We start from the raw sequence: 25,146 nt of genomic DNA, 5'->3' as shown, positions 1-25,146 counted from the left end.
GAAAAAATGGCACAATTATTTACAAGAGATACACAGGCAATTTTTTGGAACAACAACAAAACAGCTATTCAAAGAATGCTTGATTATGATTACACAATTAAAAGAGAAAAACCATCAGTAGCAGCAATTGTCGCTCCTACTAGCAGTTCTAAATTTGATAAGTTTTTTTACGGCGGGGATGAAATCATGATCCCACTGTATAAAAGTACTGCAGAAGCAAAAGCTGCGCATCCTCAAGCAGATGTGCTTTTAAACTTTGCTTCTTTTAGAACAGCATATGATGTTACTATGGAAGCTCTTGAAATTGGCGGGTTTAAAACGATAATGATTACGGCAGAAGGTATTCCTGAGAGACTCGCTCGTAAAATGAATGCAACAGCAAGAGAAAAAAATGTAACAGTAATTGGACCGGCGACAGTTGGTGCGATTGCTCCGGGTGCATTTAAAATTGCAAATATCGGCGGAACAATCGAGAATATTATTCAATCTAAGCTTCACCGTGCAGGTTCATGTGGGCTTGTAACTCGTTCAGGCGGTCTTTTTAATGAACTTTCTAACATTATTGCAATTAATGCAGATGGTATTGCAGAGGGTGTAGCGATAGGAGGAGACAGATTTGTAGGCTCAGTTTTCATTGATAATCTTTTAAGAATGGAAGCAAATCCTGAAGTAAAGTATATGCTGCTTTTAGGCGAAGTGGGCGGAACTGAAGAGTATAAAGTGATTGAGGCCGTTAAATCAGGCAAAATCAAAAAGCCTATTATTGCATGGTGTATAGGAACAATTGCTAAATATTATGACAGCGGTGTTCAGTTTGGACATGCAGGTGCATCTGCAAATGCTGATTCTGAAACGGCTGAAGCAAAAAATAGAGCTATGAAAGAGGTTGGGATACATGTTCCTGCATCATTTAATGATCTACCGGAAATTATTAGCGCGGTTTATCATGAACTGCATGCAGCAGGTATTATTAAAGATATCAAAGAGCCTTCTGTAAATGCTTGTCCTAAAGTAAGAAAACCAAAGCAGTTTATCTGTACTATATCTGATGACAGAGGAGAAGAGGCACACTACTGCGGTTATCCAATTAGCTCAGTTGCAACTCCAGACACAGGCTTTACTGTAGGTGATGTTATGAGTATTCTTTGGTTTAAGAAAAGATATCCAAGATGGGCAGTCGATTTCTTAGAAACGGTTCTTAAAACTGTTGCAGATCACGGTCCGGCAGTTTCAGGCGCACATAATGCTAAAGTTACAGCAAGAGCAGGAAAAGATGTTATTAGTTCACTTATTTCAGGACTTTTAACAATCGGACCTCGTTTTGGCGGAGCAATCGATGATGCGGCAAAATATTTTAAATATGCAAAAGATAACAATCTTACTCCGACTGAATTTTTAAATCATATGAAAAAAGAGGGAATTCCTATTCCGGGCATAGGACATAGAATCAAATCTCTTAAAAATCCTGATCTTCGTGTAGAAGGGTTAAAAAGATTTGCAGCTGCAAACTTTCCATCAACACCATTGCTTGATTATGCGTTAACTGTTGAACAATTAACAACATCGAAAAAAGAGAATTTAATTCTTAATGTAGATGGAACAATTGGTATTTTAATGGTTGATATGTGGAGAGCACTAGGATATGAAGATGAAGAGATTGATGTGTTTATCAATGCAGGTGCTCTTAATGCATTCTTTATTTTAGGTAGAAGCATCGGATTTATCGGACACATTTTAGATGAAAAAAGACTTGCAATGCCAATGTACAGACATCCAATGGATGACATTCTTTATGATGTTCATAAAGCAGAAGAACTCTAATTTATAATATCAGGGAGAAAATTTCTCCTTGATGCAACTTTTTTAAAACCTCTTATTTAACTTCTTTAAAAAAATTTTACTTTTCTTATCTTTTTGATATACTTATAATAAACCTATTTTTAAGTGAATTACTATGAAAAAAGCATTTAGTATGATAGAACTTATTATTGTTATTGTTGTTATTGGGATTTTAGCTGTGGTTATGATCCCTAGAATTGGTTCAAATAGGGTATATGAAGCAGCTACTCAATTAGCTTCGCATATTAGATATACACAACATTTGGCAATGGTAGATGATAAGTTTGAGTCTACAGATCTTAACTGGTCTAAAAAATTATGGCAAATAAGATTTAATAACGGTTCATACTCAATAGTTAGTGATGGAGCTTATGCGAAGAATCCGATGAATAGAGATAATCTTAATATAAATATTTCGCAAGATTATGGAGTTACTCTTACTTTCAGTAATTGTGGTGATAATGTTATAAGTTTTGATCATGTTGGAAGACCGTTAATAGACGATTTGTCTACAGCTGGTTCAGCTTATGCAAATTTAATGACAAGTGATTGTTTAATTAAATTGAGTGATGATTCAGAAGAAGCAGAAATAACTATTATGAAAGAGAGTGGATATATAAGTTTAAAATAGATATAATCATAAATCACAATTTCTGTTAAAAAAAATTGTAATTTTTTGGTTTAAGGTTTTTGCATGCTAAAGTACCTAATTTATCTATTATGAAAAAAGCATTTAGCATGATAGAACTTGTAATTGCTATTGTTGTTATTGGAATTTTAGCTGTATCTATAATTCCCAGGATATATTCAAACAGATTGCAAGAAGCTGCAGAGCAAGTAATTTCACATATTAGATATACACAACATTTAGCGATGGTGGATGATAAATTTGATGCAAAAAATGCAGATTGGTACAAAGAAAGATGGCAAATCTTTTTTGCAAAAACTGATGCTAGTGATAAAAAATGGGCATACACTGTATTTTCAGATCACGCAGGAGAGAGTACAGGAAATCCAGGTATAAGTGAAATTGCTAAAAATCCTTTAGATATGTCAAAATATTTAACGGCTGGTTATAGTAGTATATTACATAGTGATCCAAAAGTAACTTCAGAGCTAAATATTGGAAAAACATATGGCATAACAGATATTGTTTTTTCTGCTAATTGTAAAAAGTATAGTTTACGTATAGCTTTTGATCATCTTGGTAGACCACTATATGACGGCTCACATTTGTTAGATGATGCTTATAGAAATGGTGCAAATTCGCAATTGATACAAAATGACATATCTGGCAATCCTTGTGTTATAACATTGAGTAGTGAGGAAGGAAGTGTGAAAATAGCTGTTGAACCGGAAACTGGATATGCACATATGATATATTAAAAATGATATTTTTTGTATAAAAATAAGAAAAATAAAATTTCTTCAAAAACTCTCTTACAGATTAAGAAGCCATTAAGAATCATTTCTCTATAATTCCCCTCCACAAACAGAGAGACCTAAAGTTTAGGATTAAAAATCTAGGTTTGAGATCATTGAAAACTAAGCAAGTAAATAGACTTTAATAACTAGAGATAGTTAGATTGGTCATTAATAAGTTTACTTAGAAATAACTAAAATAACAACAACCGTCTATTCTATTTGGTCTCTATTTATTTAGAGATACCCAATAGTATAGATACTATACAAAGTCTATCAGATGTTCACGCACTGATAGCAACATAAAGCCAATGATTTAATAATCTTGGGCAAAGATTAAACAACTTCAATTATGGAGAGTTTGATCCTGGCTCAGAGTGAACGCTGGCGGCGTGCTTAACACATGCAAGTCGAACGGTAACGCAAAGTGCTTGCACTTTGGCGACGAGTGGCGCACGGGTGAGTAATATATAGTTAATGTACCTTCAAGACTGGGATAGCCACTGGAAACGGTGATTAATACTAGATACACCTTCATATCACAAGGTATGAAGGGAAATGTTTTTTCGCTTGAAGATCAGACTATATCCTATCAGTTAGTTGGTGAGGTAAGAGCTCACCAAGACTATGACGGGTAGCGGGTTTGAGAGGATGATCCGCCACACTGGTACTGAGACACGGACCAGACTCCTACGGGAGGCAGCAGTGAGGAATATTGCACAATGGAGGAAACTCTGATGCAGCAACGCCGCGTGGAGGATGACGCATTTCGGTGTGTAAACTCCTTTTATATGTCAAGAAAATGACGGTAGCATATGAATAAGCACCGGCTAACTCCGTGCCAGCAGCCGCGGTAATACGGAGGGTGCAAGCGTTACTCGGAATCACTGGGCGTAAAGGACGCGTAGGCGGGATATCAAGTCAGGTGTGAAATCCTACAGCTTAACTGTAGAACTGCACTTGAAACTGGTAACCTAGAGTATGGGAGGGGGAGATGGAATTAGTGGTGTAGGGGTAAAATCCGTAGATATCACTAGGAATACCTAAAGCGAAGGCGATCTCCTGGAACATAACTGACGCTAAGGCGTGAAAGCGTGGGGAGCAAACAGGATTAGATACCCTGGTAGTCCACGCCCTAAACGATGAACACTAGTCGTCGTGATGCTTGTCATTGCGGTGATGCACTTAACAGATTAAGTGTTCCGCCTGGGGAGTACGGTCGCAAGATTAAAACTCAAAGGAATAGACGGGGACCCGCACAAGTGGTGGAGCATGTGGTTTAATTCGAAGATACGCGAAGAACCTTACCTGGCCTTGACATTGATAGAATACTGTAGAGATACGGTAGTGCCCTTCGGGGAGCTTGAAAACAGGTGCTGCACGGCTGTCGTCAGCTCGTGTCGTGAGATGTTGGGTTAAGTCCCGCAACGAGCGCAACCCTCGTCCTTAGTTGCCAGCAGGTTAAGCTGGGCACTCTAAGGAGACTGCCTTCGCAAGGAGGAGGAAGGTGAGGACGACGTCAAGTCATCATGGCCCTTACGGCCAGGGCTACACACGTGCTACAATGGGGCGTACAGAGTGTTGCAATACCGCGAGGTGGAGCCAATCACTTAAAGCGTCTCTCAGTTCGGATTGGAGTCTGCAACTCGACTCCATGAAGCTGGAATCACTAGTAATCGTAGATCAGCAATGCTACGGTGAATACGTTCCCGGGTCTTGTACTCACCGCCCGTCACACCATGGGAGTTGATTTCACCCGAAATTGGGAAGCTAACCTTCGGGGGGCTACCACTTACGGTGGAATTAGCGACTGGGGTGAAGTCGTAACAAGGTAACCGTAGGAGAACCTGCGGTTGGATCACCTCCTTTCTAGAGTAAAGAGAAAACATTCATTTGTTTATCTCATACTAGCGTTAAAACGCAGTGCAGAAAAAAACTAAATTTTTTTCTGTCAAAGAAAATCTCACAAGAGAAATAGTTATTTTAGTCTTTTGCTTGCTTAGTTTTCAGTGATCTGTGTTCATTTGAAATTTTTGAAAATATTCTGTCTCGCAAGAGACTAGCTTTAGTGACCATAGCGGTCAAAGCGAAGGAAAAGGGACTTGTTCCTTTTACGGACTATTTAATGTTATGGGGAATTAGCTCAGCTGGGAGAGCGCCTGCCTTGCACGCAGGAGGTCAGCGGTTCGATCCCGCTATTCTCCACCATTTTTTGGAAATTTGCACTTGATAAGTTTGCTCACATACATTTAGTATGCTTCGCAACCTTATCAAGCACAACTTTCTCAAAAAACCAAATATAAGTCTTTAATTGAAAAGATTTATATTTGGTTTTATACCAAAAGTTCATTAAATTATCATTGTTAAAGTCAATAAAATATAGTTAAGAAAGATAACTGGATATATATTAAGTTATATATAAAGAAGTCAATTAATAATTATATCAACTAAATAACTACAATTAAACAGGCACTGTCTTACATTAAGTAAGGTAGTGAACGCAACATAGAATAAAAAAGATATTAAGGGCCATAGGTGGATGCCTTGGCTAGTAGAGGCGATGAAAGACGTACTAGGCTGCGAAAAGCCTCGGGGAGCTGCCAAGAAGCTTTGATCCGGGGATTTCTGAATGGGGCGACCCAGCATGGCGCGAGTCATGTTACCCTACGGGGGGCGAACTCAGGGAAGTGAAACATCTCAGTACCTGAAGGAAAAGAAATCAAACGAGATTCCCATAGTAGCGGCGAGCGAAAAGGGATTAGGGCACTTAGTGATAATATATTTGTTAGCTGAACACTTTGGAAAGAGTGAACATAGAGGGTGATATTCCCGTAAGCGAAAACATTTGTATGGTACTAGACTGAGGAATGAGTAGGTCGGGACACGTGTTATCTTGACTGAATATGGGGGGACCACCCTCCAACCCTAAATACTACTACTAGACCGATAGCGAACAAGTACCGTGAGGGAAAGGTGAAAAGGACTGCGGTGAGCAGAGTGAAATAGAACCTGAAACCTATGGCTTACAATCATTCGGAGCACTATTATATATAAGTGTGACGGACTGCCTTTTGCATAATGAGCCTGCGAGTTGTGGTATCTGGCAAGGTTAATCGAACGAGAAGCCGTAGCGAAAGCGAGTCTTAATAGGGCGAATTAGTCAGATGCTGCAGACCCGAAACTGAGTGATCTATCCATGAGCAGGTTGAAGCTGGTGTAAGAGCCAGTGGAGGACCGAACCCGCTGGCGTTGAAAAGTCTTGGGATGACTTGTGGATAGGGGTGAAAGGCCAATCAAACTCAGTGATAGCTGGTTCTCTCCGAAATATATTTAGGTATAGCCTCGAGCATTAGCATGAAGGGGTAGAGCACTGACAGGGCTAGGGCTGCTTACCGCGGTACCAAACCCTATCAAACTCCGAATACTTCATGTGTAACCTCGGGAGTCAGGCGGTGGGTGATAAAATCCATCGTCAAGAGGGGAACAACCCAGACTAGCAGCTAAGGTCCCAAAGTCTTGTCTAAGTGGAAAAGGATGTGAAGTTGCTGTGACAACCAGGAGGTTGGCTTAGAAGCAGCCACCCTTTAAAGAAAGCGTAACAGCTCACTGGTCTAGCGATTTTGCGCCGAAAATATAACGGGGCTAAGACAAGCACCGAAGCTCTAGGTTAAGTTATTATTATTTAGTACGCCATTGGAACAAAGTCCCAATAGCTACGTTAACACTGTGTTCGCTTCAGCAGCGGGCTCACGCGACTAGTCGCTTAATCGCACTAGTGCGATGGGCTTTCCGCCGAGGAAAACCTAGTGTTAACGTAGCTAGCGGAATTACTTCCGATAGCGTCTTAATTATAACTTAGCGGTAGGAGAGCGTTCCAGTCAGCGTAGAAGCCATACCGGCAAGGAGTGGTGGAGCGGCTGGAAGTGAGCATGCAGGCATGAGTAGCGAGAAAAGAAGTGAGAATCTTCTTCGCCGTAAACCCAAGGTTTCCTACGCGATGCTCGTCATCGTAGGGTTAGTCGGGACCTAAGTCGAGTCCGAGAGGGGTAGACGATGGCAAATCGGTTAATATTCCGATACCGACTGTTGTTCGCTTGAGTGATGGGGGGACGCATAGAGTTAATTGAGCTCACTGATGGAATAGTGGGTCGAAGGATGTAGGTTGTATCATAGGCAAATCCGTGATACATTAGACCGAGATCTTACAGGCAGAGCAATCTCTTCGGAGAGCGCTTTGAATCAATGATACTGTCGTGCCGAGAAAAGCCTCTAAACGAGAACAGCAGTTGCCCGTACCGTAAACCGACACAGGTGGGTGAGATGAGTATTCTAAGGCGCGTGGATGAACCCTGGTTAAGGAACTCTGCAAACTAGCACCGTATCTTCGGTATAAGGTGTGCCCTATTTGTAAATGGACTTGCTCCATGAAGCATTGACGGGTCGCAGCAAAGTGTCCCTCCCGACTGTTTACCAAAAACACAGCACTCTGCTAACTCGTAAGAGGATGTATAGGGTGTGACGCCTGCCCGGTGCTTGAATGTTAAATGGATTGCTTAGCTCACGCGAAGGCTTGAAATGAAGCACAAGTAAACGGCGGCCGTAACTATAACGGTCCTAAGGTAGCGAAATTCCTTGTCGGTTAAATACCGACCTGCATGAATGGCGTAACGAGATGGGAGCTGTCTCAACCAGGGATCCAGTGAAATTGTAGTGGAGGTGAAAATTCCTCCTACCCGCGGAAAGACGGAAAGACCCCGTGCACCTTTACTATAGCTTGACATTGCTATTGGGATATTCATGTGCAGGATAGGTGGGAGCCGTTGAATCTATGACGCCAGTTGTAGATGAGGCATCCTTGAGATACCACCCTTGAATATTCTGATAGCTAACTCGGTACGATTATCTCGTGCGAGGACAATGTCTGGTGGGTAGTTTGACTGGGGCGGTCGCCTCCTAAAAAGTAACGGAGGCTTACAAAGGTTCGTTCAGAAGGGTTGGAAATCCTTCGTAGAGTATAATGGCATAAACGAGCCTGACTGTGAGAGAGACAACTCGAGCAGAGTCGAAAGACGGTCATAGTGATCCGGTGGTTCTGTGTGGAAGGGCCATCGCTCAAAGGATAAAAGGTACGCCGGGGATAACAGGCTGATCTCCCCCAAGAGCTCACATCGACGGGGAGGTTTGGCACCTCGATGTCGGCTCATCGCATCCTGGGGCTGGAGCAGGTCCCAAGGGTATGGCTGTTCGCCATTTAAAGCGGTACGCGAGCTGGGTTCAGAACGTCGTGAGACAGTTCGGTCCCTATCTTCCGTGGGCGTAGGAGAGTTGAGGAGAGCTGACCCTAGTACGAGAGGACCGGGTTGGACATGCCACTGGTGCACCAGTTGTTCTGCCAAGAGCATCGCTGGGTAGCTACGCATGGATGAGATAACCGCTGAAAGCATCTAAGCGGGAAGCCAACTCCAAGATGAACTCTCCCTGAAGTACGCTTGAAGACTACAAGCTTGATAGGCTGGATGTGTACGCAGAGTAATCTGTTTAGCTGACCAGTACTAATAGTACGTTTGTCTTTTTTACATATCGTTCACTACCTTACTTAGTGTATAGGTGTCTGAAGTAGTTATTTAGTGATTAGTGATTAGTCGGCGGTTTTACCTAACCCCTAACATCTAAACCCTAAACCCTGAAATGTTGACTTTAACAATGAAAATCTTCTCTAAACCAAGAGCAATCATTTTTAAGTACACACAATAAAGTGTATTTAAATGTGATTGTCTAGGTGGCTATAGAGAGAGGGAAACGCCTGGCCCCATTCCGAACCCAGAAGCTAAGCCTCTCATCGCTGATAATACTGCATCTTTCAGGTGTGGAAATGTAGGTCGCTGCCTAGTTGATCATTTCTTCTAACTCTTATTTAAAATCAAATTATTAACTTAACAAAATTCTTATTTATTATTATAAATTTTTATCTATTCTTGAAGTTTTATCAATTGATTCTATGGTATTATTTTATATATTAACTATTTTAGGATGTTATATGAAAAATTATATAAAAGATCAGATAAAAAAATCATTTGAGACAAAACAAGCTATTTATCAAAATGAAGAGTTATTAAATAAAATCGTAGAAGTCTGCAAACTGTGTGTAGAGCTCTATAAAGGTAAGAATAAAACGATATTAGCTGGAAACGGCGGAAGTGCAGCGGATGCACAGCATATAGCTGCTGAGCTTGTTGGAAGATATGGATTTGATAGGCCCTCTATACCTTCTCTGGCTTTAACAACTGATACATCTTGCTTAACTGCAATTGGAAATGATTATGGGTATGACAAAATTTTTTCTCGTCAATTAGAGGGTATGGGACAAAGTGGAGATATATTTATTGGTATATCAACTTCCGGAAATTCTAAAAATATAATCAATGCATTTGAAGTAGCAAAAGAAAAAGGCATAAAAACTATAGCTTTGGTCGGCAGAGATGGCGGGGAAATGGCTAAAATAGCTGATATAGCTTTAGTTATACCATCTGATTCTACTCCAAGAATACAGGAATCTCATATACTTATAGGACATATAATTTGTGATATTATTGAAAAAGAGACTTTTGGCAGAGGTGTTAGTTGACATTTATGAAAAAAGCACTTTTTTTAGATCGCGATGGTATTATAAATGTTGAACTCAATTATCTTTATAAAATAGAAGATTTCAAATTTATTGATGGCATATTTGAGCTATGTAGACATTATCAAAGTTTGGGTTATTTAATTATTGTAGTTACAAATCAATCTGGCATTGTAAGAGGCTATTATAGTGAAGCAGATTTTGAAAAATTGACTTCATGGATGATAAATGAGTTTGCAAAAGATGGTATAAAAATTACAAAGGTTTATCATTGCCCTCATCATCCAGAACTTTCTGGTGCGTGCAGTTGTAGAAAACCGGAGCCAGGTATGATTTTAGAGGCGAAAAAAGAGTTTGATATAGATTTAGAAAATTCTATTTTAGTTGGTGATAAAGAGCGTGATATTGAGGCGGCCATAGCTGCAGGAATAAAAAAAAGTTATCTTTTTGATGAGACAGGATTACATAAAACATCAAAAGCTACTAAAACAGTTTCAAAATTAAAGGATATTTATTATGTTGATACTAAATAGCGGTGGTACATTTAACAAGCAATATAACCCATTAAACGGAGAGTTGGAAGTTCCATACAACAATAATGCAATCAAAAAAATTTTACAAAGTGTGGATGCTAAATATGATTTGGCAGGCGTTATCTATAAAGATAGTCTAGATATGACAATGGATGACAGGAAAATGCTTGCAAGTGTTATTATGGAGTCAAAAGATGATACTTTTGTGATTGTACATGGGACAGATACAATGCATTTAAGCGCAGAGTTTTTAGCCGAAATATTTGATGATAGAAAAATTGTATTTATTGGAGCTATGAAGCCGTTTGAAGTTGATAATATTGAAGCAACTTTAAATCTTGGTATAGCAATCGGTTTTGCTAAAGGCATAAAAGAAAATGGTGTATATATTTGTATGAGTGGATATGTTGAACCGTGGGAAAAAATTCGAAAAAACAAAAAATTTGGAAAATTTGAAGTTGTCGAATAAAATTCCCTGTTCTCATTGTCAATTAGAGTTCGACCCATCAGTTATGATACAAGATGGTGACCTTTATTTTTGTTGTAACGGCTGCCAGGGAGTATACCATCTTTTAAACGATAAGGGTCTCGGCAGTTTTTATGAAAAAAACAACAATGCAATTCTCACCTCTCCGCTCCAAAATTATGCAGATTCTTCAAATTTTGATTCACCCTCTTTTTATGATAAATTTGTAAAAGTTAATAGTGAAGGGTTTTGTGAGATCTCTTTGATAATAGAAGGAATTCACTGCTCAGCTTGTGTTTGGTTAAATGAAAAAGCACTCAATAAAATGGATGGCGTGATAGAGGCCAATATCAACTTTACAAATAATAAAGCGAAAGTTATTTGGGCAGATGATGTTGTAAAGCTTTCAAAAATTATCGATATGATTAGAGCAATTGGCTATAATGCCCATGCTTATGATGCAACAACACAAGAGGTGCATGTTAACAGAGAGAGAAAAGCATACTATTTAAAAATGGCAGTTGCAATATTTGCATCAATGAATATTATGTGGATAGCAGTTGCACAATATGCCGGATATTTTAGCGGAATTACTCAGGATATAAAGACTATTCTTAATGTCGCTGAAGGAATATTAGCAACACCTGTGCTTTTTTATAGCGGCTGGGTCTTTTTTAGAGGTGCTTATTATGGCTTAAAAACAAAAGTAGTAAATATGGATTTGTTGGTTGCAACAGGGGCATTGCTTACTTATATTTACTCAATATATATAACTGTTATGCAGCGTGGTGAAGCCTATTTTGATTCTGTGAGCATGATTATTACTTTTGTTTTAATCGGTAAATTTTTAGAAGTTTTAAGTAAAAAAAATGCTGCTGACACACTTGACCTTATTATAAAAAATATTCCTGCGGAAGTCAAAGTTATTAAAAATAATACTGTCGTTACATGTAAACTTGATGATGTTAAAGTTAATGATATTGTTATTGTTTCTTCCGGTGAAAAAGTTTTGCTTGATGGTGAGATTATAAAAGGAGACGGTTCTTTTGATGAATCTAGCTTAACAGGTGAGAGCAATCCGGTATATAAAAGTGTCGGCATGAATGTTGTAAGCGGTACAACAAGTATTGATGCAGATATCTATTTTAGAGCAACAAAAGATTTTAAACACTCAACACTTTCAAATATAGTAACGCTTTTAGAAGCTGCTATAAATAAAAAACCAAAGATACAACAGATTGCAAATAAATTATCTGAATATTTTTCATCAATAATTTTATTACTCTCTTTATTGACTTTTTTAGGATGGTGGCATTATTGCGGAAATTTTGAAACATCTTTTATGGTTGCGGTATCTGTAATCATCATAGCGTGCCCTTGTGCGCTTGCTCTTGCTACTCCGGTCGCTACTTTAGTTGGACTCAGTATAAGCGCTTCAAGAGGAATACTTTTTAAAGAGGCAGCAGGACTTGAGACTATGGCAAAAATAGATACTCTTGTTTTGGATAAAACAGGAACAATTACTGTTGGAAAACCAGAAGTTATAAAAGAGTATATATATAAAGATTTTGATAAACAACTATTATATTCAATGGTTCACTCTTCAAAACATCCTATTTCACAAGGAATTGCAAAATATATTAAAGAGCAGAACAAAGATATAGCAGAGATAGTTTTTGATGATTATACGCAGATTCCTGCAAAAGGGATAAAAGCAAAATATAAAAATATGGAGTTTTTAGGCGGTAATTTAAAACTGCTTGAGGAATACAAAATTTATATAGAATCTTCAACACAGGAGACAAGTTTTTATTTTGTAATAGACAATGAAGTTGTTGCTATGTACGAGTTAAAAGATAGAATCAAAGATGGAATCAAAGAGCTGATAGCAAATATGAGGCAAAGCAAAATTGAAGTTGTTCTTTTAAGCGGAGATCATAAAAATATAACAAAAAATATTGCAAAAGAGGTTGGCATATATAATTTTATGTATGAACAGACTCCTCAAGATAAAGCAGAGTATATAAACGCTCTTCATAACGAAAATAAAAAAGTTGTTATGGTAGGAGACGGCGTGAATGATATTTTAGCATTGGCATCGGCTGATATTGCTATAGCTATGGGAAGCGGAAGCGATATAGCTGTTGAAGTTGGAGATGTTGTTTTGCTTGATGATTCTCTAAAATCACTGAATGACACTTTTAAAATTAGTAAAACAACATATGGCTTGATTAAACAAAATCTTTTTATATCTTTAGTTTATAATAGCATAACGATTCCTCTTGCGATGGCTGGATATGTTATACCTCTTTTTGCAGCAATATCTATGTCATTAAGCTCTTTGCTTGTTGTGGGCAATTCTATGCGAATTCGTTATAAATGGAATAAGGATTAAATTATGGATAGTTGGGTTGTAGCTATGATGCTTGGAGTCTCTGTATTTTTAGGAGCAATTGCCTTGTTTGCATTTTTATGGGCTGTAAAAAATGGTCAGTTTGATGATGAAGAGAAGTTTTTAAATGCAGCCAAATTTGATGGTGAAGATGAATTAAATGACGCTGTAAAACGAGAACAAAAGAAAAAAGATTTACAAAAAAAGTATAAACCTGAATAGAGAGAGAAAATTGCCCAAAAAGGGCAATTTAAGTAAATTATTTACCGATTGTTTGTGCAAATGCCTCTAAATCAGCATCAGAGTATTTAGCAACTTGACCTTTCATAAGACCTTTCATTGGTCCACCGTAACTACCATCTTTGTAGCCTTTAAGTGCAGTAGCGATTTCAGCGTGAGTCATTTCAGCAACATTTTTAGATTTACCTAGAGCAGCTTTGCTCCAATCAGCACCGTGACAACCTAAACAAGCACCAGCATTAACTTCAGCCATTAAAACAGTAGTTGCAGTTAAAGCAACAATTGATAAAGCGATTTTTTTCATAATATTAACCCTTTGAAATTATTTTTCGGGCAAATTATAGTTATTTTACTCTTAAATACATGTTAATAATTTATCTGTTATCATTTTGTTAAATTTTAGAGGCTATGGTGTGCAGATGAGATACATAAATGATGATTTAAAAGATAAAACAATTTTAATAACTGGCGGTGCAGGCTTTATTGGTTCAAATTTGGCATTTTATTTTCAAAATAATCATCCAGAAGCAAATATAATTATTCTTGATAGTTTCAGAAGCGGCAAAACACTTTCCAACGGTAATCTTAAAAGTTTTGGACATTTTAAAAATTTGATAGGTTTTAGAGGTGAAGTAATCAGTGGTGATATTAATGACAAAGATTTGTTGCTTAATTTAGAATTAAATTATAAATTTGATTATATTTTTCACGAAGCTGCCATATCTGATACAACTGCACTTGAACAAGATTTAATGATAAAAACAAATGTAAATGCTTATAAAGATTTGTTGGAGGTCGCCATAAAACACAATGCAAATATGATATACGCATCATCTGCAGCGACATATGGAAATGCACTCTCTCCTCAAATAGTTGGACGAGAATCGCCTCAAAATGTTTATGGTTTCTCTAAACTCTGCATGGATAATTTAAGCAAAGAGTATATGAAAAAAAGTAATATCGCAATAGTAGGTCTTAGATATTTTAATGTTTACGGTCCAAGAGAGTATTTTAAAAATACAACCGCTTCTATGATTTTGCAGTTTGGACATCAAATATTAGCAGGTAAAAACCCACGACTTTTTGAAAATAGTGATAAAATACTTAGAGATTTTATATATATAGAAGATGTCATTCAGGCCAATATAAAAGCTATGCATCCAAAAGAGAGCGGAATTTATAATGTCGGAACAGGCAGAGCTAGAAGTTTTCAAGATATAGTAGATATATTGCAAAAAGAGTTAGATACAACATTGAAATGTGAATATATAAAAAATCCTTTTATCGGAAGCTATCAGTTTCATACCGAAGCTGATATTTCATCAACAAAAGAGAAACTTGGATATGAGCCTGGATTTGAAATGGAAGATGGAATTAAAGCGTATGTAGATGAAATTAAAAGAGTATATGCTCAAGAAGTTAAAAAATGAAAATATTAAAAAATTTTACTCCAAAGATCTTGGTTTTTGGTGATTTGATGCTGGATCACTATCTATGGGGAAGTTGTGAGAGAATTTCACCGGAAGCTCCTGTTCAAGTTGTGGATGTAGCAAAAGAGACAACACTTTTAGGCGGTGCGGGAAATGTTATCAATAATCTGGTAACTTTAGGCGCAAAAGTATCTGTTGGCAGTGTGATAGGCGATGATGAAAATGGAAAAGAACTTCTAAATATGTTAAGAAGAATAGATGTTGATACTTCAAATATTTTTACTTTAAAAAACAGAAAAACATCAAAAAAAAGCCGTATTATTGCCAGTTCGCAACAAGTTTTGCGTTATGATAAAGAGAGTAAAGAGCAGATACTTGATGAAGAAGCGGATAAAATTCTTAACTCTGTAAATAGCACAATCTGCACTTATGACGCTGTAGTGCTGTCTGATTATGGAAAAGGGGTGCTTAGCGGCTATTTTTGTCAAAAGTTGATAGAGCTTTGTAAAAAAAACAGTATCAAAGTTTTTGTTGATCCAAAAGGAAGCAATTACAGCAAATACAAAGGTGCATATCTTTTAACTCCTAATAAAAAAGAAGCCATGCTCGCTACCGGAGTAGATATAAAAGATAAAGAATCATTAAAAAAAGCACTTTTAAAACTAAAAGATATATGTGATTTGGATATATCTATGATTACTCTCTCCGAAGATGGAATAGCTACTTATGATAATGAGTTAAAACTCTTCCCAACTGTTGCAAAAGAGGTTTTTGATGTAACCGGTGCAGGAGACACTGTTATCGCTTCTATAGCCTTTGCTTTTAGTGCAAACAGAAGCATAAGCGAAGCTGCCGGCTTTGCAAATTTGGCTGCAGGAGTAGTTGTGGGCAAAATTGGCTCTGCAACGGTCACTCTAGACGAGATAGAGGAGTATGAAGCAGCGTTGCATAAAAGTACTTCAGATGCTCATATAAAGAGTTTTGAAGAGATAAAAATTGTAGTTGAAAGATATCGTAAAAACGGTAAAAAGGTTGTCTTTACAAACGGTTGTTTTGATATTTTGCATGTAGGGCATGTAAAGTATCTGCAAGAGGCAAAAAGTTTCGGAGATATTTTGATAGTCGGGTTAAACTCTGATGCATCAGTTTCTCGTTTAAAAGGTCCTACAAGACCTGTAAATATTGCACAAGACAGGGCTTATTTGCTTGCCGCACTTGAAGCGGTTGACTTTGTAGTTCCTTTTGAGGATGATACACCTTATGAACTTATAAAAATGATACAGCCTGACACGCTTGTTAAAGGTGGTGACTATAAAGGCAAAGATGTTGTCGGTACTGAGTTTGCTAACGAACTCAAACTAGTTGATTTTGTTGAAGGTAAAAGTACGACAAAAACAATTAAAAAAATACAAGGAGAGTAAATGTTACGAAAAATATCTTTAATAGCACTAAGTGCAGCATCTGTTTTTGCAATGCATAGCGCTGAGCTAAATATAAATAATTCTGATCTAGAGGTTGGAGTGAGGCTTGATGCAGGACAGTTCAATGAAAGCGTTGAACCTCATACAATTTTTATAGGTGCAAAATATATTAATGCTGATGAGAGACATAGCGATGTTAGACGCATAAAAGATTACCAAGAGGTAAATTTTTTAATGCAAAAAAATGTCAATGCTGATTTTAGATTAGGATTGGGCGTTAAGCTAAATCATACTGAAGATTTTGTCTCTATACCATTAGGGCTTGAAGCTCAATATAAGCTCCCTATAAATACAGCAATGCCACTTTATATCGGTGCTGCTATATATTGTGCGCCTGAGGTTCTTTCTATGGATAAAGCCGATGGATTTTTAGAGTACCGCGCAAATGCAGATCTGCAGGTTATAGAAAACGGCTACATTACAGTTGGATATAGACATATGGATACCAACTATAAAAGAGGAGATGTAGAGTATAATGACTCTGTTTATATTGGTATGAAGTTCGAGTTTTAAATATCTAACTTTTTTGCAGCTTCTATAACTTCAGATGCCATTATGCTCTTCATGCATTCATGGTGTCCAAGCGGGCACTCTCTTCTCATGCAGGGTGCGCACTCCATATCGTGTCTTACTATTTTGCTTTTTTTATTCATCCATTGTGATGTTTCTGTATGTTTTGTAGGTCCGAAAATGGCAACAGTTGGAACTTGATATGCGGCTGCGACATGCATAGGTCCACTGTCATTTGTCACAAACAAAGAACATCCGCCTATAAATTCACAAAGCTCTTTTATACTTGTTTTTCCTGCTAAGTTTGTATAATTTGAAACACCTGAGGATTTGAGATAAGACTCTATCTCATCTGCCATCTCTACCTCATTTGGTCCGCCAAAAATTATGATTTCGTACTTATCGCTGAACTCTCTTGCAACTTCGGCAAACCTCTCTGGATACCATCTTTTTGCACTTCCATATGTTGCACCGGCATTGATTCCCATTGTGGGTTTTTCAAATCTTTTTGGAAGAATATAGAGTTTAAGCTTTGGAGTATTTTTGTCCCATGCATCCGTGTTTATCATGGCTAGTTGGGCATATTGTCTGCAGAGGTGCTGATTTGTTTTTATGGTCGGAGTGTGTGAGAGCAAAAACATAGAGTGCCATGATTTTTTTGCTATGCAAAGTACACTGCCTGTGAGTTTAAGAAGCAAAGATGCGTGAATCTGGTTTCTAAAAGAGATTGCCATATGAAAGCTGCCCAACTCTTTTGCAAGTTCATATGTTGCTTTCATTCTGTTTGGAGCTTTTTTTGTTTCATCTACAACTGTTTTTTCGCATTTGGGATGATACTTTAATGCTTCGATGGATACGAAGCTGCCAACAAAAGTGAATCGTGCTTGTGGATAATATAGAGCTAAAAGTTCTATTGCAGGAGTTGCCATAACGGCGTCTCCTAGCCAATTTGGTAAAATTATCAGTATTTTCATGGATGTAATTATAGCGCGTCTTTTATGTAAATATAGAGTGGTGATGAACCAATGCTAAGTATTTCATCTCTTAGCGGTTCTCCTTCGTGAGTATATACTGCAAAAAATTCCTTATTTTTTAAAGTTGTCGGCTTTAGTGACCAGTGGATTTGAAGAAGTTTGTTATCAACTAAACATTGAAGGATATAGTAGTCTCGTTTTATATCAAGTCTTAAAAACTGTGCATTTTTGAGATTTTGAACCATAAACTTGTATGTTTTAAAAGCAGAGCGTTTTTTAATGCCTTCCCTATTATCTACAAGTCCATATCCGGGAGCAATCAGTTGATGCCATGAGACGGAGTCGACCTGTTGTGAGGCAAAAGCAAGCAGATAGTAGCGCAGCATATAGTTTGCATACAAATTTTCACTCACACACTCATATTCGCTTGTCGGAGCATATGGAGCCGTGCCGCTAAGGGGCCAGTTTGTCTCGGTGATATGAAGCTTATGTTCACTTTTTGGACTCAGCCAGACCATTGTGCTAAGAAGCGAGATTTTATCCTGAAGAGTAAATCCCATCTGCATATTTTCAGGTGCACCGCGTCTATCTACATATAAAAGAGAAGAGACGCCGTCAAAGCGGTATTTGCAGAGATTAAAAAGCGTATGAGCTGTAAAATGATATTCAAAATCTATGACTCCGCTTCCAATGAGTTTGATGTTTGGAAATTTTGAGGTTTTCAGATCATACGCTGTTTTATAAAAAAGATTATACTCATCTACACTAAAAAACCCCCATTTTGCTCTGTTTATGGTTGAACCGATTTCAAAGATATCTACATATTGATTAAAAGTGGTAAAGATTCTCTCCAAATCTCTTTGTAAAAGTGTTAAATCTTCTACATGTTCTCTGTCTTGGAGGATTTTAAGCGTTACTTTTTTATCTCTGTTTTTGAGTATAAAATCTTTTAAAAGTGAGACTTTTTCCAGCTCCCAAAGTTTTAAGCGCAGCAGAATTCTCTCTACTCCCAACTCCTCTATCATCTCCAGAGTCTCTTTTGGATTTCGTTCAAAATCAACACCTATACAAAAGAAGGTTTTTGAGTCTATCTTTTTTCTTTTGACAAAGGGCGTGAGAATAAGTGATACAGGCAGTACAAAAATAGAGATAAAAAGAGTTTTTAAAAGTGAGCCGATCTGGCTTTTTCGCATCTTTTTTTTGTAGTTTTTGTCTTTAAGCGGATATGGTTGATCGGAATAGTTATCCCAAATATACGGTTTTTTCATAAGACGAATTATAACCTTTTTTAGATAAAACAGCAGATTGTTTTAGTTTGTAGTATTTTGTTTTTTAAATGCTATTGATATATGTGTCACATTTTTTCATATAATCATTCCATGTAGTATTTTTAACGGATAGCAAAGAATTTTTAACCAATGTATTATAAAGATTTTTATCTAATATAAGTTTTTCTATCATGTTGGAGAGCTCTTCAACATTTGGCTCTTGCATTACAAGTGTTTTATCTAGTATTATTTCAGATGCTCCCACGCATGTAGATGTTATAACAGGTAAGCCACAAGCCATGGCCTCTTGTACTACCATACCAAACTCTTCAAAATAAGCCGGATGAACTGTAAAATCTACGGCACAAAAATATTTCTCCACGCTATCTATCGGATCTTTTAGGATAAATCTACTTTCCAATCCAAATGTTTTTATCTCTTGCATATATTTATCGATATTGTTATCTTTTCCTATCATTAATATTTTAAAATCTAAATTTTTGTCAATTTTATTTATTGCTTCTATAAAAAGAGATAAAGCTCTTTTTTTAAAATCACCGGAAGTAATAAAACCTACTAAAACACTTTCTTCATCTATTTTTAAATTTTTTCTCATAGTAGTTCTGATGCTTTTTTTATTGTTAATATTAAATTGTTTTGGATCGTATCCGGGATAGACGATTTTAATTTTATCTTTTGGAATATGGAAATACTCAATTAACTCATTTTTCATTAATGCAGAGTTGGCTATCAATAGTTTAAATTTTTGTGATTTAAATATTAACTCTCTAAATTTAGCTAAATCATTGAGTGGTTCCATCTTTTTTTTATGTGTTAAGAGATAGGCTTTTTCAACTAAATTATGCAAAAACAAGATATCTTGCTCTATTAGATCACCATGCCCTATAACTAAATCGTAGTTTTTTTTAGCTATTTTTACTTGAACAATTTTTGCAAAAAATAGTCTTCTGTAGTATTCATTTATAAAAGGAATTTTGAAAATTTTAAAGATTTTAGCACCGCTTTTCTTTATAATGTCATCACATTTGTGCGTATAAATATCTACTCTAATGCCTTGATTTTGATAATATTTTATTTGTTCATATACTATTTTGCCTAAACCGCTTTTTGTATTGATATTTCTAAGACCTATAGCAATAGATTTAATATTAGTCATTTTATTCCTCATATATTTTTATGTATGTTTCAGCCATATTTTTAGCTGAATATATTTGAACTGTTTTTTTTGCGTTTGACACTAAAAAATCCATTTTTTCTTTATCTGTATAGAGAGTTATGATAAGTTTTTCAAGCTCGCCCGGATTGTTTATATCAAAAAGCAGTCCGTTTTCATTATCTTCTATTATATCTGGAATGCCTCCTACGCGGCTTGCGATAATAGGCGCTCCGATATTCATAACATCAAGAAGAGTAGATCCGAGTCCCTCATTTCTCGATGGAAAAACAAACATATCAAAGCTTTTTATATAATCGTTTACATTGTTTACAAAACCCTCAAAAGTGATATTTGTAAGCTCTTTTGCCATCTCTTTAAAGCGCTCTTCATCGCATCCGCCGCCAACAAGCAAAAAGTGAATATTTGGGTGTGATGTCTGCAATTTTTTTGCTATGTCGATAATGATTGACTGTCCTTTGTGTTTGTCGTCAAGTGCACCTACATGACCTATGAGAAATTTTTTGTCAAATCTTTTTTTTATCTCTTGTGCATTCGTTTCATTAACCGTTATATCGCTAAATGCACTTGGAATGATCTTTGTAGTTGCTTTTGGAGCAACTCTCAATATCTCTTTTTCAATTGCCTTTGAGAGTGCGACAGATGTTTTTGCATTTGTGTACATTAGCGTGTTTAAAAAGTTTGTTTTCAGGGCATTGTCAACTCTTCGTGTTACGATATATGGAGTTTTTTTCAATATATTTGCAAAATAAGCAAACTGAAGTGCTTTTGTCTCATGTGCATGTATGATGGAGTTGTTTTTTATTTTATTAAGGTGTAATATATATGGCTTGGATATCTCAATAATCTCTAAATTTTTTATATCTCTGCATCTTTTTGTAAGTTCAGAGTTTTTTCTAACTAAAAGTTTTTGTTTGTAACCATGAAGAGAGAGCTGCTCTATAAGAAGCTGTGTTTGTCTCTCCCCGCCGCGAAAACCTTTTGCAAAATTTGCATGAGTGATTATTTTTTGCAATTTATATACCTTTTTGTGTATCTAAAAAATTTACTATAAGCGTTGGTTGAAGCGATGAAAAATCCTCTCCAGCCGTCTAAAATACCGAGTTGCAAGAAATATGTTTTAAAAAATGCCCATTTTGCTTTAAGTAGTACTGTTAAAAAGCAACAAGTTTTTTTATTTTTTGATGCTAGGTCTGAATATGATGCTATTTTATATAGAAATGAATTTATATCTTGCACAGCATTGTGTTTAAAACTGCTTTTGAGTTTGGTTTTTTTTGTCTCATTTTTGAGTTCCACAAATTCATGAACTATATTTTGGTTGAAATTGTGGTAGGTTTTATTGTAGATTCTTGTTAGGTAGTCACTTCCCCATCCGCTGTGTTTCACTTCTTTTCCTAAAAAGTAGTTGTCCCGCTTGAGTATAAAAACTTCTTTCGCATTATCTAGCTTAAGATGTTTTAGTTCTTCAATCAAGGATGTTGATACAGTTTCATCCGCATCTAATGAAAGAATCCATTCATTTTTTGCAAAAGTTGCAGCTCTGTTTTTTGTTGGACCAAAGCCTGAAAATTTACCTTGAATTAGATTTATATTTGAGTATTTTTTTGCGATTTCAATAGTGCTGTCCGTTGAGCCGTTATCGTATAAAACCACATCTTCAAAAGATTTTAGAGATTCTAAGGTATGCTCTATTGTTGCGGCTGCATTTTTTACAATAATAACGCATGATATTGTTTTAATCAACAACTTTTACACCTCTTACTCTTTTTTTCATATTTTTTTTATCTTTATGTGCTTGAGAATATTTTAGTGCAGTTGTAATGCAGCTATTTGCATCATTTTTGACAAGTTTTGCATACTCTTTGATTATTATTGCCAAGTCATCATTTTTTGCCCACAGCATTGAGAAATTTTTAAGTCTGCTGTTTAGATCTAGGGTTTTAAACTGCATCCTGTTTATGTCTACTATTTTAAATATATAGCCGCCGTTCTCTTTTTTTATAAGAATATTTCCCGGAGAGAAATCAAGATGTAAAATGCCATTTTCGTGGAGCCTGAAAGTAAACGCTGCAAATTCTTTAAAGATAAACTCTCTTTCTTGAAAATTGCTGTCTTTTAGAACCTCTCTAATGGTAAAATCATATTTGAAATTTTCGCTTACAAAGTAGCTCTCACTAAGCAGACCAAATCTGTAAAACTCTATATATCCGATAGGTTTAGGCACAAAATCTATTATTTTCAGACTGTTTTGATATGATTTTTTCGCTTTAGAGTCTCTAAAAAATGTATAAACAATTTTATTGATAATATTTGGAATCTTAAAAGATTTGACAACCAAACTCTCACCGTTAAAGTCAATGATTTTTATCTCGTTTCTTGCTTTATGGATTGAGCTGCTTGCGCTGTCAAAATGGCTTTTTATGTTTTTTAAAAACTCTATATATTTACTTTGAATCGATTCAAACTTCATTTTCTATCCTGTTTTGTGCTATAAAGATTCCACTAAAGAGCGCAAGAAGTGCGGCTGAAAACTGTTCATGAAACATATTTTCTACTAAACTTGAAACAGAGTAGACGCTTACAAATATAACCATTAAAGTAAAATAGTATCTATCTTGAATCTTTAGTTTTAAGAGATTGTAAAAAATCATAAGATATAAAAACAGTCCTATGATTCCAAGATGAACTGCAGTTTGTACATAAAAATTGTGATAGCTTGGCAGATGTTTGATGCAATCTTTATTTGGGTAAGACTCTTCTACTATTTTTACAAAATCATTCATATCTTTTACAACACCGGTACCAATGATAGGATTTTGCAAAAAAATCTCTCCGCCTATTATCCATAAACCCAGTCTCGCGCCAAAAGAGGTACAAAATGATCCTTGGGATATTTTGTGTATCTCATTTATTGATGTGTCAAATTTTGTTTTAAAAACAGGACTTACATGATAAGCTGTATAAAAAATAGACAGAACTAATGCAAACATGCTTAAAAGAGCAATTATTTTATTTTTTACATTTAAAAAACCAACTACAAAAATAGAGACTGCAAATGCGGCTTGACCTGTTCTTCCGCCATTTAAAAACAGGTTTGATGTAATAATTAAAAAATAGAGAAAATAAATTACTTTCCATTTCATTTTATTTTCATAAAAAAATCTGTTTAAAAGCAAAAGTGACGCAAATGCCAAAAACATAGAGTATTGAAGATGATTCATAAAGGGAGTGGGATCGTTAGGGCTTACATTTTTCCACTGAATAAGTTCAAAAAATATGCTGTATGAGAGTATTTCACTTATAAATAAACCTGTTAAAAATGCGGAAATTCCGTATTCAACAAACCTTTTTTGGATTGTTGTGGCAATAACTAAAATAACTAAAAAATACCAATATTTTCTAACATACTCCAAGCCGCTGATTACATCGTTTGACCAAAAAAGCGAGAGTAAGCTAAAGCCGATAAAAGCAAGAAAATATAAGATAACTTTGTTTGATTTTATAAACTCTATTTTACTTTTAAAGTCTTTTGTAAAAAGCCATAGAATAAATAGCGATATTGTTAATATAGATATTCCAGCTCTAGAAATCGGCAATAAAAATGCATACAAAACAAAGAGATAATTGATATATTCATTTAATGTAATATTTTTTAATTTATTCATTTTTTGTCTTTGATAAGTGCGTTGAAAAAATTATTGTATTTCTCTGTTGTAGTTCTATGTGACATCTTATTTTCAATGGTATATGCGCAGTTATTTGAAAACTCCTTTAGTCTTTCGGGTGTATTATAAAGTTGTATAATTTTTTCTGCAATAGCGTCTGCATCTTTTATGGGCACTATAAAACCGTTAAATCCATCCTCTATGATTTCTGCATTTCCCTCAATTGCAGAAGCGATAACCGGTGTTTTACCTGCCAATGATTCAAGAATCACTCTTGGCAGCCCCTCTTTTCTAGTTGATGCTTGAACCAACACACTGCAAGAAGCAATGATTTGAGGGGCATCGTTTCTAAATCCGATGAGATGGATTTTCTCTTGCATGCCGCTTTTTTTTATCTCAGAGATGTAAGGCTCCTGTGATATGTTTTCACCGATTAAAATAATATGTATATCTTTATATTTTGCCAATTTATGAGCGGCTTTAAGCAGATAGATAAGTCCTTTATGTGGTCTTACATTTGCAACGAAAGCAATATTGAAATTTTGGTTATTTGTGCCAAAGGGTTCTAAATTTACGGGAGTTGTATCGTACCAAGAAGTATCGTGTCCTTTATAGATAGTTTCAACTTTTTTTGACTTAGAAAAAATCTGTTTTCTTACATGTTTTGTTACTGCCTCAGAGACACAAATAACACCGTTGACTCTTGGATTTAGAGCATTGAGGTAGGCGCTTGGATCATGACGGTAAAGCCCGCCGGTCGTGCCTCTGTATGTTACAAGTTTTACTTTTGTGCCAATGCAGGCGATAACTGCATTTGAAATCGATTTTGAATTTGCTGCATAAACGATATCAATATTTTCTTTTTTTATAACACTTCTAATTTTTTTAATGGTATTAGGCGAAATCTTTTTTTTGTAATGTTCATCGATGATTTTTATGCCATGCTCTCTAAATCTTGAAGCATACTCACTGTTTTGTTGCGTCATTATTGTTATGTTGTAACCAAATTTTAAAAGAGAGATATAGATCTCAGCTTCTGGTCTTATACTGTTATAAGAGCCTTTTGTTGATGTTAGTACGAGCAGATTCATATGTAAAATTATTTC

General features: G+C 35.9%; 20 protein-coding genes, 1 tRNA gene and 3 rRNA genes. 15 read left to right on the top strand and 9 right to left on the bottom strand.

Features of this window, described 5'->3' with window-relative positions:
- Positions 1–6 precede the first annotated feature (6 nt).
- The 12 genes from CVO_RS07045 to ccoS all read left to right on the top strand — a co-directional run bounded on the left by CVO_RS07045 (position 7) and on the right by ccoS (position 13,496).
- Positions 7–1,821 (top strand): citrate/2-methylcitrate synthase, encoded by a 1,815-nt coding sequence (locus CVO_RS07045; protein WP_159571161.1) that lies wholly within the window; start codon positions 7–9, stop codon positions 1,819–1,821.
- Positions 1,822–1,954: 133 nt separating this feature from the next.
- A complete protein-coding gene (locus CVO_RS07040; RefSeq protein WP_159571158.1) occupies positions 1,955–2,470 on the top strand; it encodes a prepilin-type N-terminal cleavage/methylation domain-containing protein in 516 nt (171 codons plus the stop codon).
- Between the two features lie 89 nt (positions 2,471–2,559).
- Positions 2,560–3,225 carry a pilus assembly FimT family protein gene (locus CVO_RS07035; RefSeq protein ID WP_152300262.1) on the top strand — a complete coding sequence of 222 codons (666 nt, stop codon included), beginning with the start codon at positions 2,560–2,562 and terminating at the stop codon, positions 3,223–3,225.
- Between the two features lie 385 nt (positions 3,226–3,610).
- Positions 3,611–5,130: ribosomal RNA gene (locus tag CVO_RS07030) — 16S ribosomal RNA — on the top strand.
- A gap of 263 nt (positions 5,131–5,393) precedes the next feature.
- Positions 5,394–5,469, top strand: a tRNA-Ala gene (locus CVO_RS07025).
- A 304-nt stretch (positions 5,470–5,773) separates the two neighbouring features.
- Positions 5,774–8,838, top strand: a 23S ribosomal RNA gene (locus CVO_RS07020).
- Positions 8,839–9,036: 198 nt separating this feature from the next.
- Positions 9,037–9,152: ribosomal RNA gene (gene rrf / locus CVO_RS07015) — 5S ribosomal RNA — on the top strand.
- The 16S, 23S and 5S rRNA genes sit together here with 1 tRNA gene alongside, the layout of an rRNA operon.
- A gap of 146 nt (positions 9,153–9,298) precedes the next feature.
- Complete coding sequence (gene gmhA, locus CVO_RS07010) at positions 9,299–9,886, top strand: D-sedoheptulose 7-phosphate isomerase (protein WP_152298900.1); 588 nt, start codon at positions 9,299–9,301, stop codon at positions 9,884–9,886.
- 5 nt (positions 9,887–9,891) lie between these two features.
- On the top strand, positions 9,892–10,416 hold the full coding sequence (gene gmhB, locus CVO_RS07005) for a D-glycero-beta-D-manno-heptose 1,7-bisphosphate 7-phosphatase (protein WP_159571155.1): 525 nt from the start codon (positions 9,892–9,894) through the stop codon (positions 10,414–10,416).
- On the top strand, positions 10,400–10,885 hold the full coding sequence (locus CVO_RS07000; protein WP_152298902.1) for an asparaginase domain-containing protein: 486 nt from the start codon (positions 10,400–10,402) through the stop codon (positions 10,883–10,885). Before gmhB ends, CVO_RS07000 begins: the two co-directional genes overlap by 17 nt.
- Positions 10,821–13,277 carry a heavy metal translocating P-type ATPase gene (locus tag CVO_RS06995; protein WP_159571152.1) on the top strand — a complete coding sequence of 819 codons (2,457 nt, stop codon included), beginning with the start codon at positions 10,821–10,823 and terminating at the stop codon, positions 13,275–13,277. Before CVO_RS07000 ends, CVO_RS06995 begins: the two co-directional genes overlap by 65 nt.
- 3 nt (positions 13,278–13,280) lie before the next feature.
- A complete protein-coding gene (gene ccoS / locus CVO_RS06990) occupies positions 13,281–13,496 on the top strand; it encodes a cbb3-type cytochrome oxidase assembly protein CcoS (RefSeq protein ID WP_152298904.1) in 216 nt (71 codons plus the stop codon).
- Positions 13,497–13,533: 37 nt separating this feature from the next.
- Here the strand turns inward: ccoS and CVO_RS06985 are convergent, their stop codons facing one another.
- Positions 13,534–13,818 carry a c-type cytochrome gene (locus CVO_RS06985; RefSeq protein WP_152298905.1) on the bottom strand — a complete coding sequence of 95 codons (285 nt, stop codon included), beginning with the start codon at positions 13,816–13,818 and terminating at the stop codon, positions 13,534–13,536.
- A 115-nt stretch (positions 13,819–13,933) separates the two neighbouring features.
- Between CVO_RS06985 and rfaD the strand changes: the two genes are divergently transcribed.
- The 3 genes from rfaD to CVO_RS06970 are packed head-to-tail and all read left to right on the top strand — an operon-like array spanning position 13,934 to position 16,938.
- Positions 13,934–14,944 carry an ADP-glyceromanno-heptose 6-epimerase gene (rfaD, locus tag CVO_RS06980; RefSeq protein WP_159571149.1) on the top strand — a complete coding sequence of 337 codons (1,011 nt, stop codon included), beginning with the start codon at positions 13,934–13,936 and terminating at the stop codon, positions 14,942–14,944.
- The gene (gene rfaE1, locus CVO_RS06975; RefSeq protein WP_159571146.1) at positions 14,941–16,365 is read left to right on the top strand and encodes a D-glycero-beta-D-manno-heptose-7-phosphate kinase; all 1,425 of its coding nucleotides are present in this window, start codon (positions 14,941–14,943) and stop codon (positions 16,363–16,365) included. Before rfaD ends, rfaE1 begins: the two co-directional genes overlap by 4 nt.
- Positions 16,366–16,938, top strand: coding sequence for a YfaZ family outer membrane protein (locus CVO_RS06970; RefSeq protein ID WP_152298908.1), 573 nt, complete (start codon positions 16,366–16,368; stop codon positions 16,936–16,938). It abuts the gene before it with no gap.
- Here CVO_RS06970 and waaF read toward each other — a convergent pair.
- The 8 genes from waaF to CVO_RS06930 form a co-directional block, all read right to left on the bottom strand.
- The gene (gene waaF / locus CVO_RS06965; RefSeq protein ID WP_159571143.1) at positions 16,935–17,909 is read right to left on the bottom strand and encodes a lipopolysaccharide heptosyltransferase II; all 975 of its coding nucleotides are present in this window, start codon (positions 17,907–17,909) and stop codon (positions 16,935–16,937) included. The genes CVO_RS06970 and waaF overlap by 4 nt on opposite strands.
- An 8-nt stretch (positions 17,910–17,917) precedes the next feature.
- Positions 17,918–19,177, bottom strand: a complete 1,260-nt coding sequence (locus CVO_RS06960; protein ID WP_159571141.1) for a glycosyl hydrolase — start codon at positions 19,175–19,177, stop codon at positions 17,918–17,920.
- 64 nt (positions 19,178–19,241) lie between these two features.
- Positions 19,242–20,354, bottom strand: coding sequence for a glycosyltransferase family 4 protein (locus CVO_RS06955; RefSeq protein ID WP_159571139.1), 1,113 nt, complete (start codon positions 20,352–20,354; stop codon positions 19,242–19,244).
- Between the two features lies 1 nt (position 20,355).
- A complete protein-coding gene (locus CVO_RS06950; RefSeq protein ID WP_159571137.1) occupies positions 20,356–21,387 on the bottom strand; it encodes a glycosyltransferase family 4 protein in 1,032 nt (343 codons plus the stop codon).
- Positions 21,375–22,118, bottom strand: coding sequence for a glycosyltransferase family 2 protein (locus CVO_RS06945; protein WP_159571135.1), 744 nt, complete (start codon positions 22,116–22,118; stop codon positions 21,375–21,377). The genes CVO_RS06950 and CVO_RS06945 overlap by 13 nt, the downstream gene beginning before the upstream one ends.
- On the bottom strand, positions 22,111–22,845 hold the full coding sequence (locus CVO_RS06940) for a hypothetical protein (protein ID WP_159571133.1): 735 nt from the start codon (positions 22,843–22,845) through the stop codon (positions 22,111–22,113). Before CVO_RS06940 ends, CVO_RS06945 begins: the two co-directional genes overlap by 8 nt.
- Complete coding sequence (locus tag CVO_RS06935) at positions 22,835–24,040, bottom strand: O-antigen ligase family protein (RefSeq protein WP_159571131.1); 1,206 nt, start codon at positions 24,038–24,040, stop codon at positions 22,835–22,837. Before CVO_RS06935 ends, CVO_RS06940 begins: the two co-directional genes overlap by 11 nt.
- Positions 24,037–25,131, bottom strand: a complete 1,095-nt coding sequence (locus CVO_RS06930) for a glycosyltransferase (protein WP_159571129.1) — start codon at positions 25,129–25,131, stop codon at positions 24,037–24,039. The genes CVO_RS06935 and CVO_RS06930 overlap by 4 nt, the downstream gene beginning before the upstream one ends.
- Positions 25,132–25,146 lie beyond the last annotated feature (15 nt).

This window comes from Sulfurimonas sp. CVO (genome assembly GCF_009883775.1).
Lineage (GTDB): Bacteria > Campylobacterota > Campylobacteria > Campylobacterales > Sulfurimonadaceae > Sulfurimonas > Sulfurimonas xiamenensis.
This window is presented reverse-complemented; position numbering and strand designations above follow the sequence as displayed.

Bases quoted from the DNA above. Each gene is read 5' to 3' on its own strand.
- CVO_RS07040 (WP_159571158.1), top strand. From the start codon at position 1,955: ATGAAAAAAGCATTTAGTATGATAGAACTTATTATTGTTATTGTTGTT.
- CVO_RS06970 (WP_152298908.1), top strand. From the start codon at position 16,366: ATGTTACGAAAAATATCTTTAATAGCACTAAGTGCAGCATCTGTTTTT.
- CVO_RS06935 (WP_159571131.1), bottom strand. From the start codon at position 24,040: ATGAATAAATTAAAAAATATTACATTAAATGAATATATCAATTATCTC.
- CVO_RS06960 (WP_159571141.1), bottom strand. From the start codon at position 19,177: ATGAAAAAACCGTATATTTGGGATAACTATTCCGATCAACCATATCCG.
- ccoS (WP_152298904.1), top strand. From the start codon at position 13,281: ATGGATAGTTGGGTTGTAGCTATGATGCTTGGAGTCTCTGTATTTTTA.
- CVO_RS06940 (WP_159571133.1), bottom strand. From the start codon at position 22,845: ATGAAGTTTGAATCGATTCAAAGTAAATATATAGAGTTTTTAAAAAAC.
- CVO_RS07045 (WP_159571161.1), top strand. From the start codon at position 7: ATGGCACAATTATTTACAAGAGATACACAGGCAATTTTTTGGAACAAC.
- rfaE1 (WP_159571146.1), top strand. From the start codon at position 14,941: ATGAAAATATTAAAAAATTTTACTCCAAAGATCTTGGTTTTTGGTGAT.
- CVO_RS06985 (WP_152298905.1), bottom strand. From the start codon at position 13,818: ATGAAAAAAATCGCTTTATCAATTGTTGCTTTAACTGCAACTACTGTT.
- CVO_RS07035 (WP_152300262.1), top strand. From the start codon at position 2,560: ATGAAAAAAGCATTTAGCATGATAGAACTTGTAATTGCTATTGTTGTT.
- CVO_RS07000 (WP_152298902.1), top strand. From the start codon at position 10,400: ATGTTGATACTAAATAGCGGTGGTACATTTAACAAGCAATATAACCCA.
- CVO_RS06995 (WP_159571152.1), top strand. From the start codon at position 10,821: ATGTTGAACCGTGGGAAAAAATTCGAAAAAACAAAAAATTTGGAAAAT.
- gmhA (WP_152298900.1), top strand. From the start codon at position 9,299: ATGAAAAATTATATAAAAGATCAGATAAAAAAATCATTTGAGACAAAA.
- CVO_RS06955 (WP_159571139.1), bottom strand. From the start codon at position 20,354: ATGACTAATATTAAATCTATTGCTATAGGTCTTAGAAATATCAATACA.
- CVO_RS06930 (WP_159571129.1), bottom strand. From the start codon at position 25,131: ATGAATCTGCTCGTACTAACATCAACAAAAGGCTCTTATAACAGTATA.
- waaF (WP_159571143.1), bottom strand. From the start codon at position 17,909: ATGAAAATACTGATAATTTTACCAAATTGGCTAGGAGACGCCGTTATG.
- gmhB (WP_159571155.1), top strand. From the start codon at position 9,892: ATGAAAAAAGCACTTTTTTTAGATCGCGATGGTATTATAAATGTTGAA.
- rfaD (WP_159571149.1), top strand. From the start codon at position 13,934: ATGAGATACATAAATGATGATTTAAAAGATAAAACAATTTTAATAACT.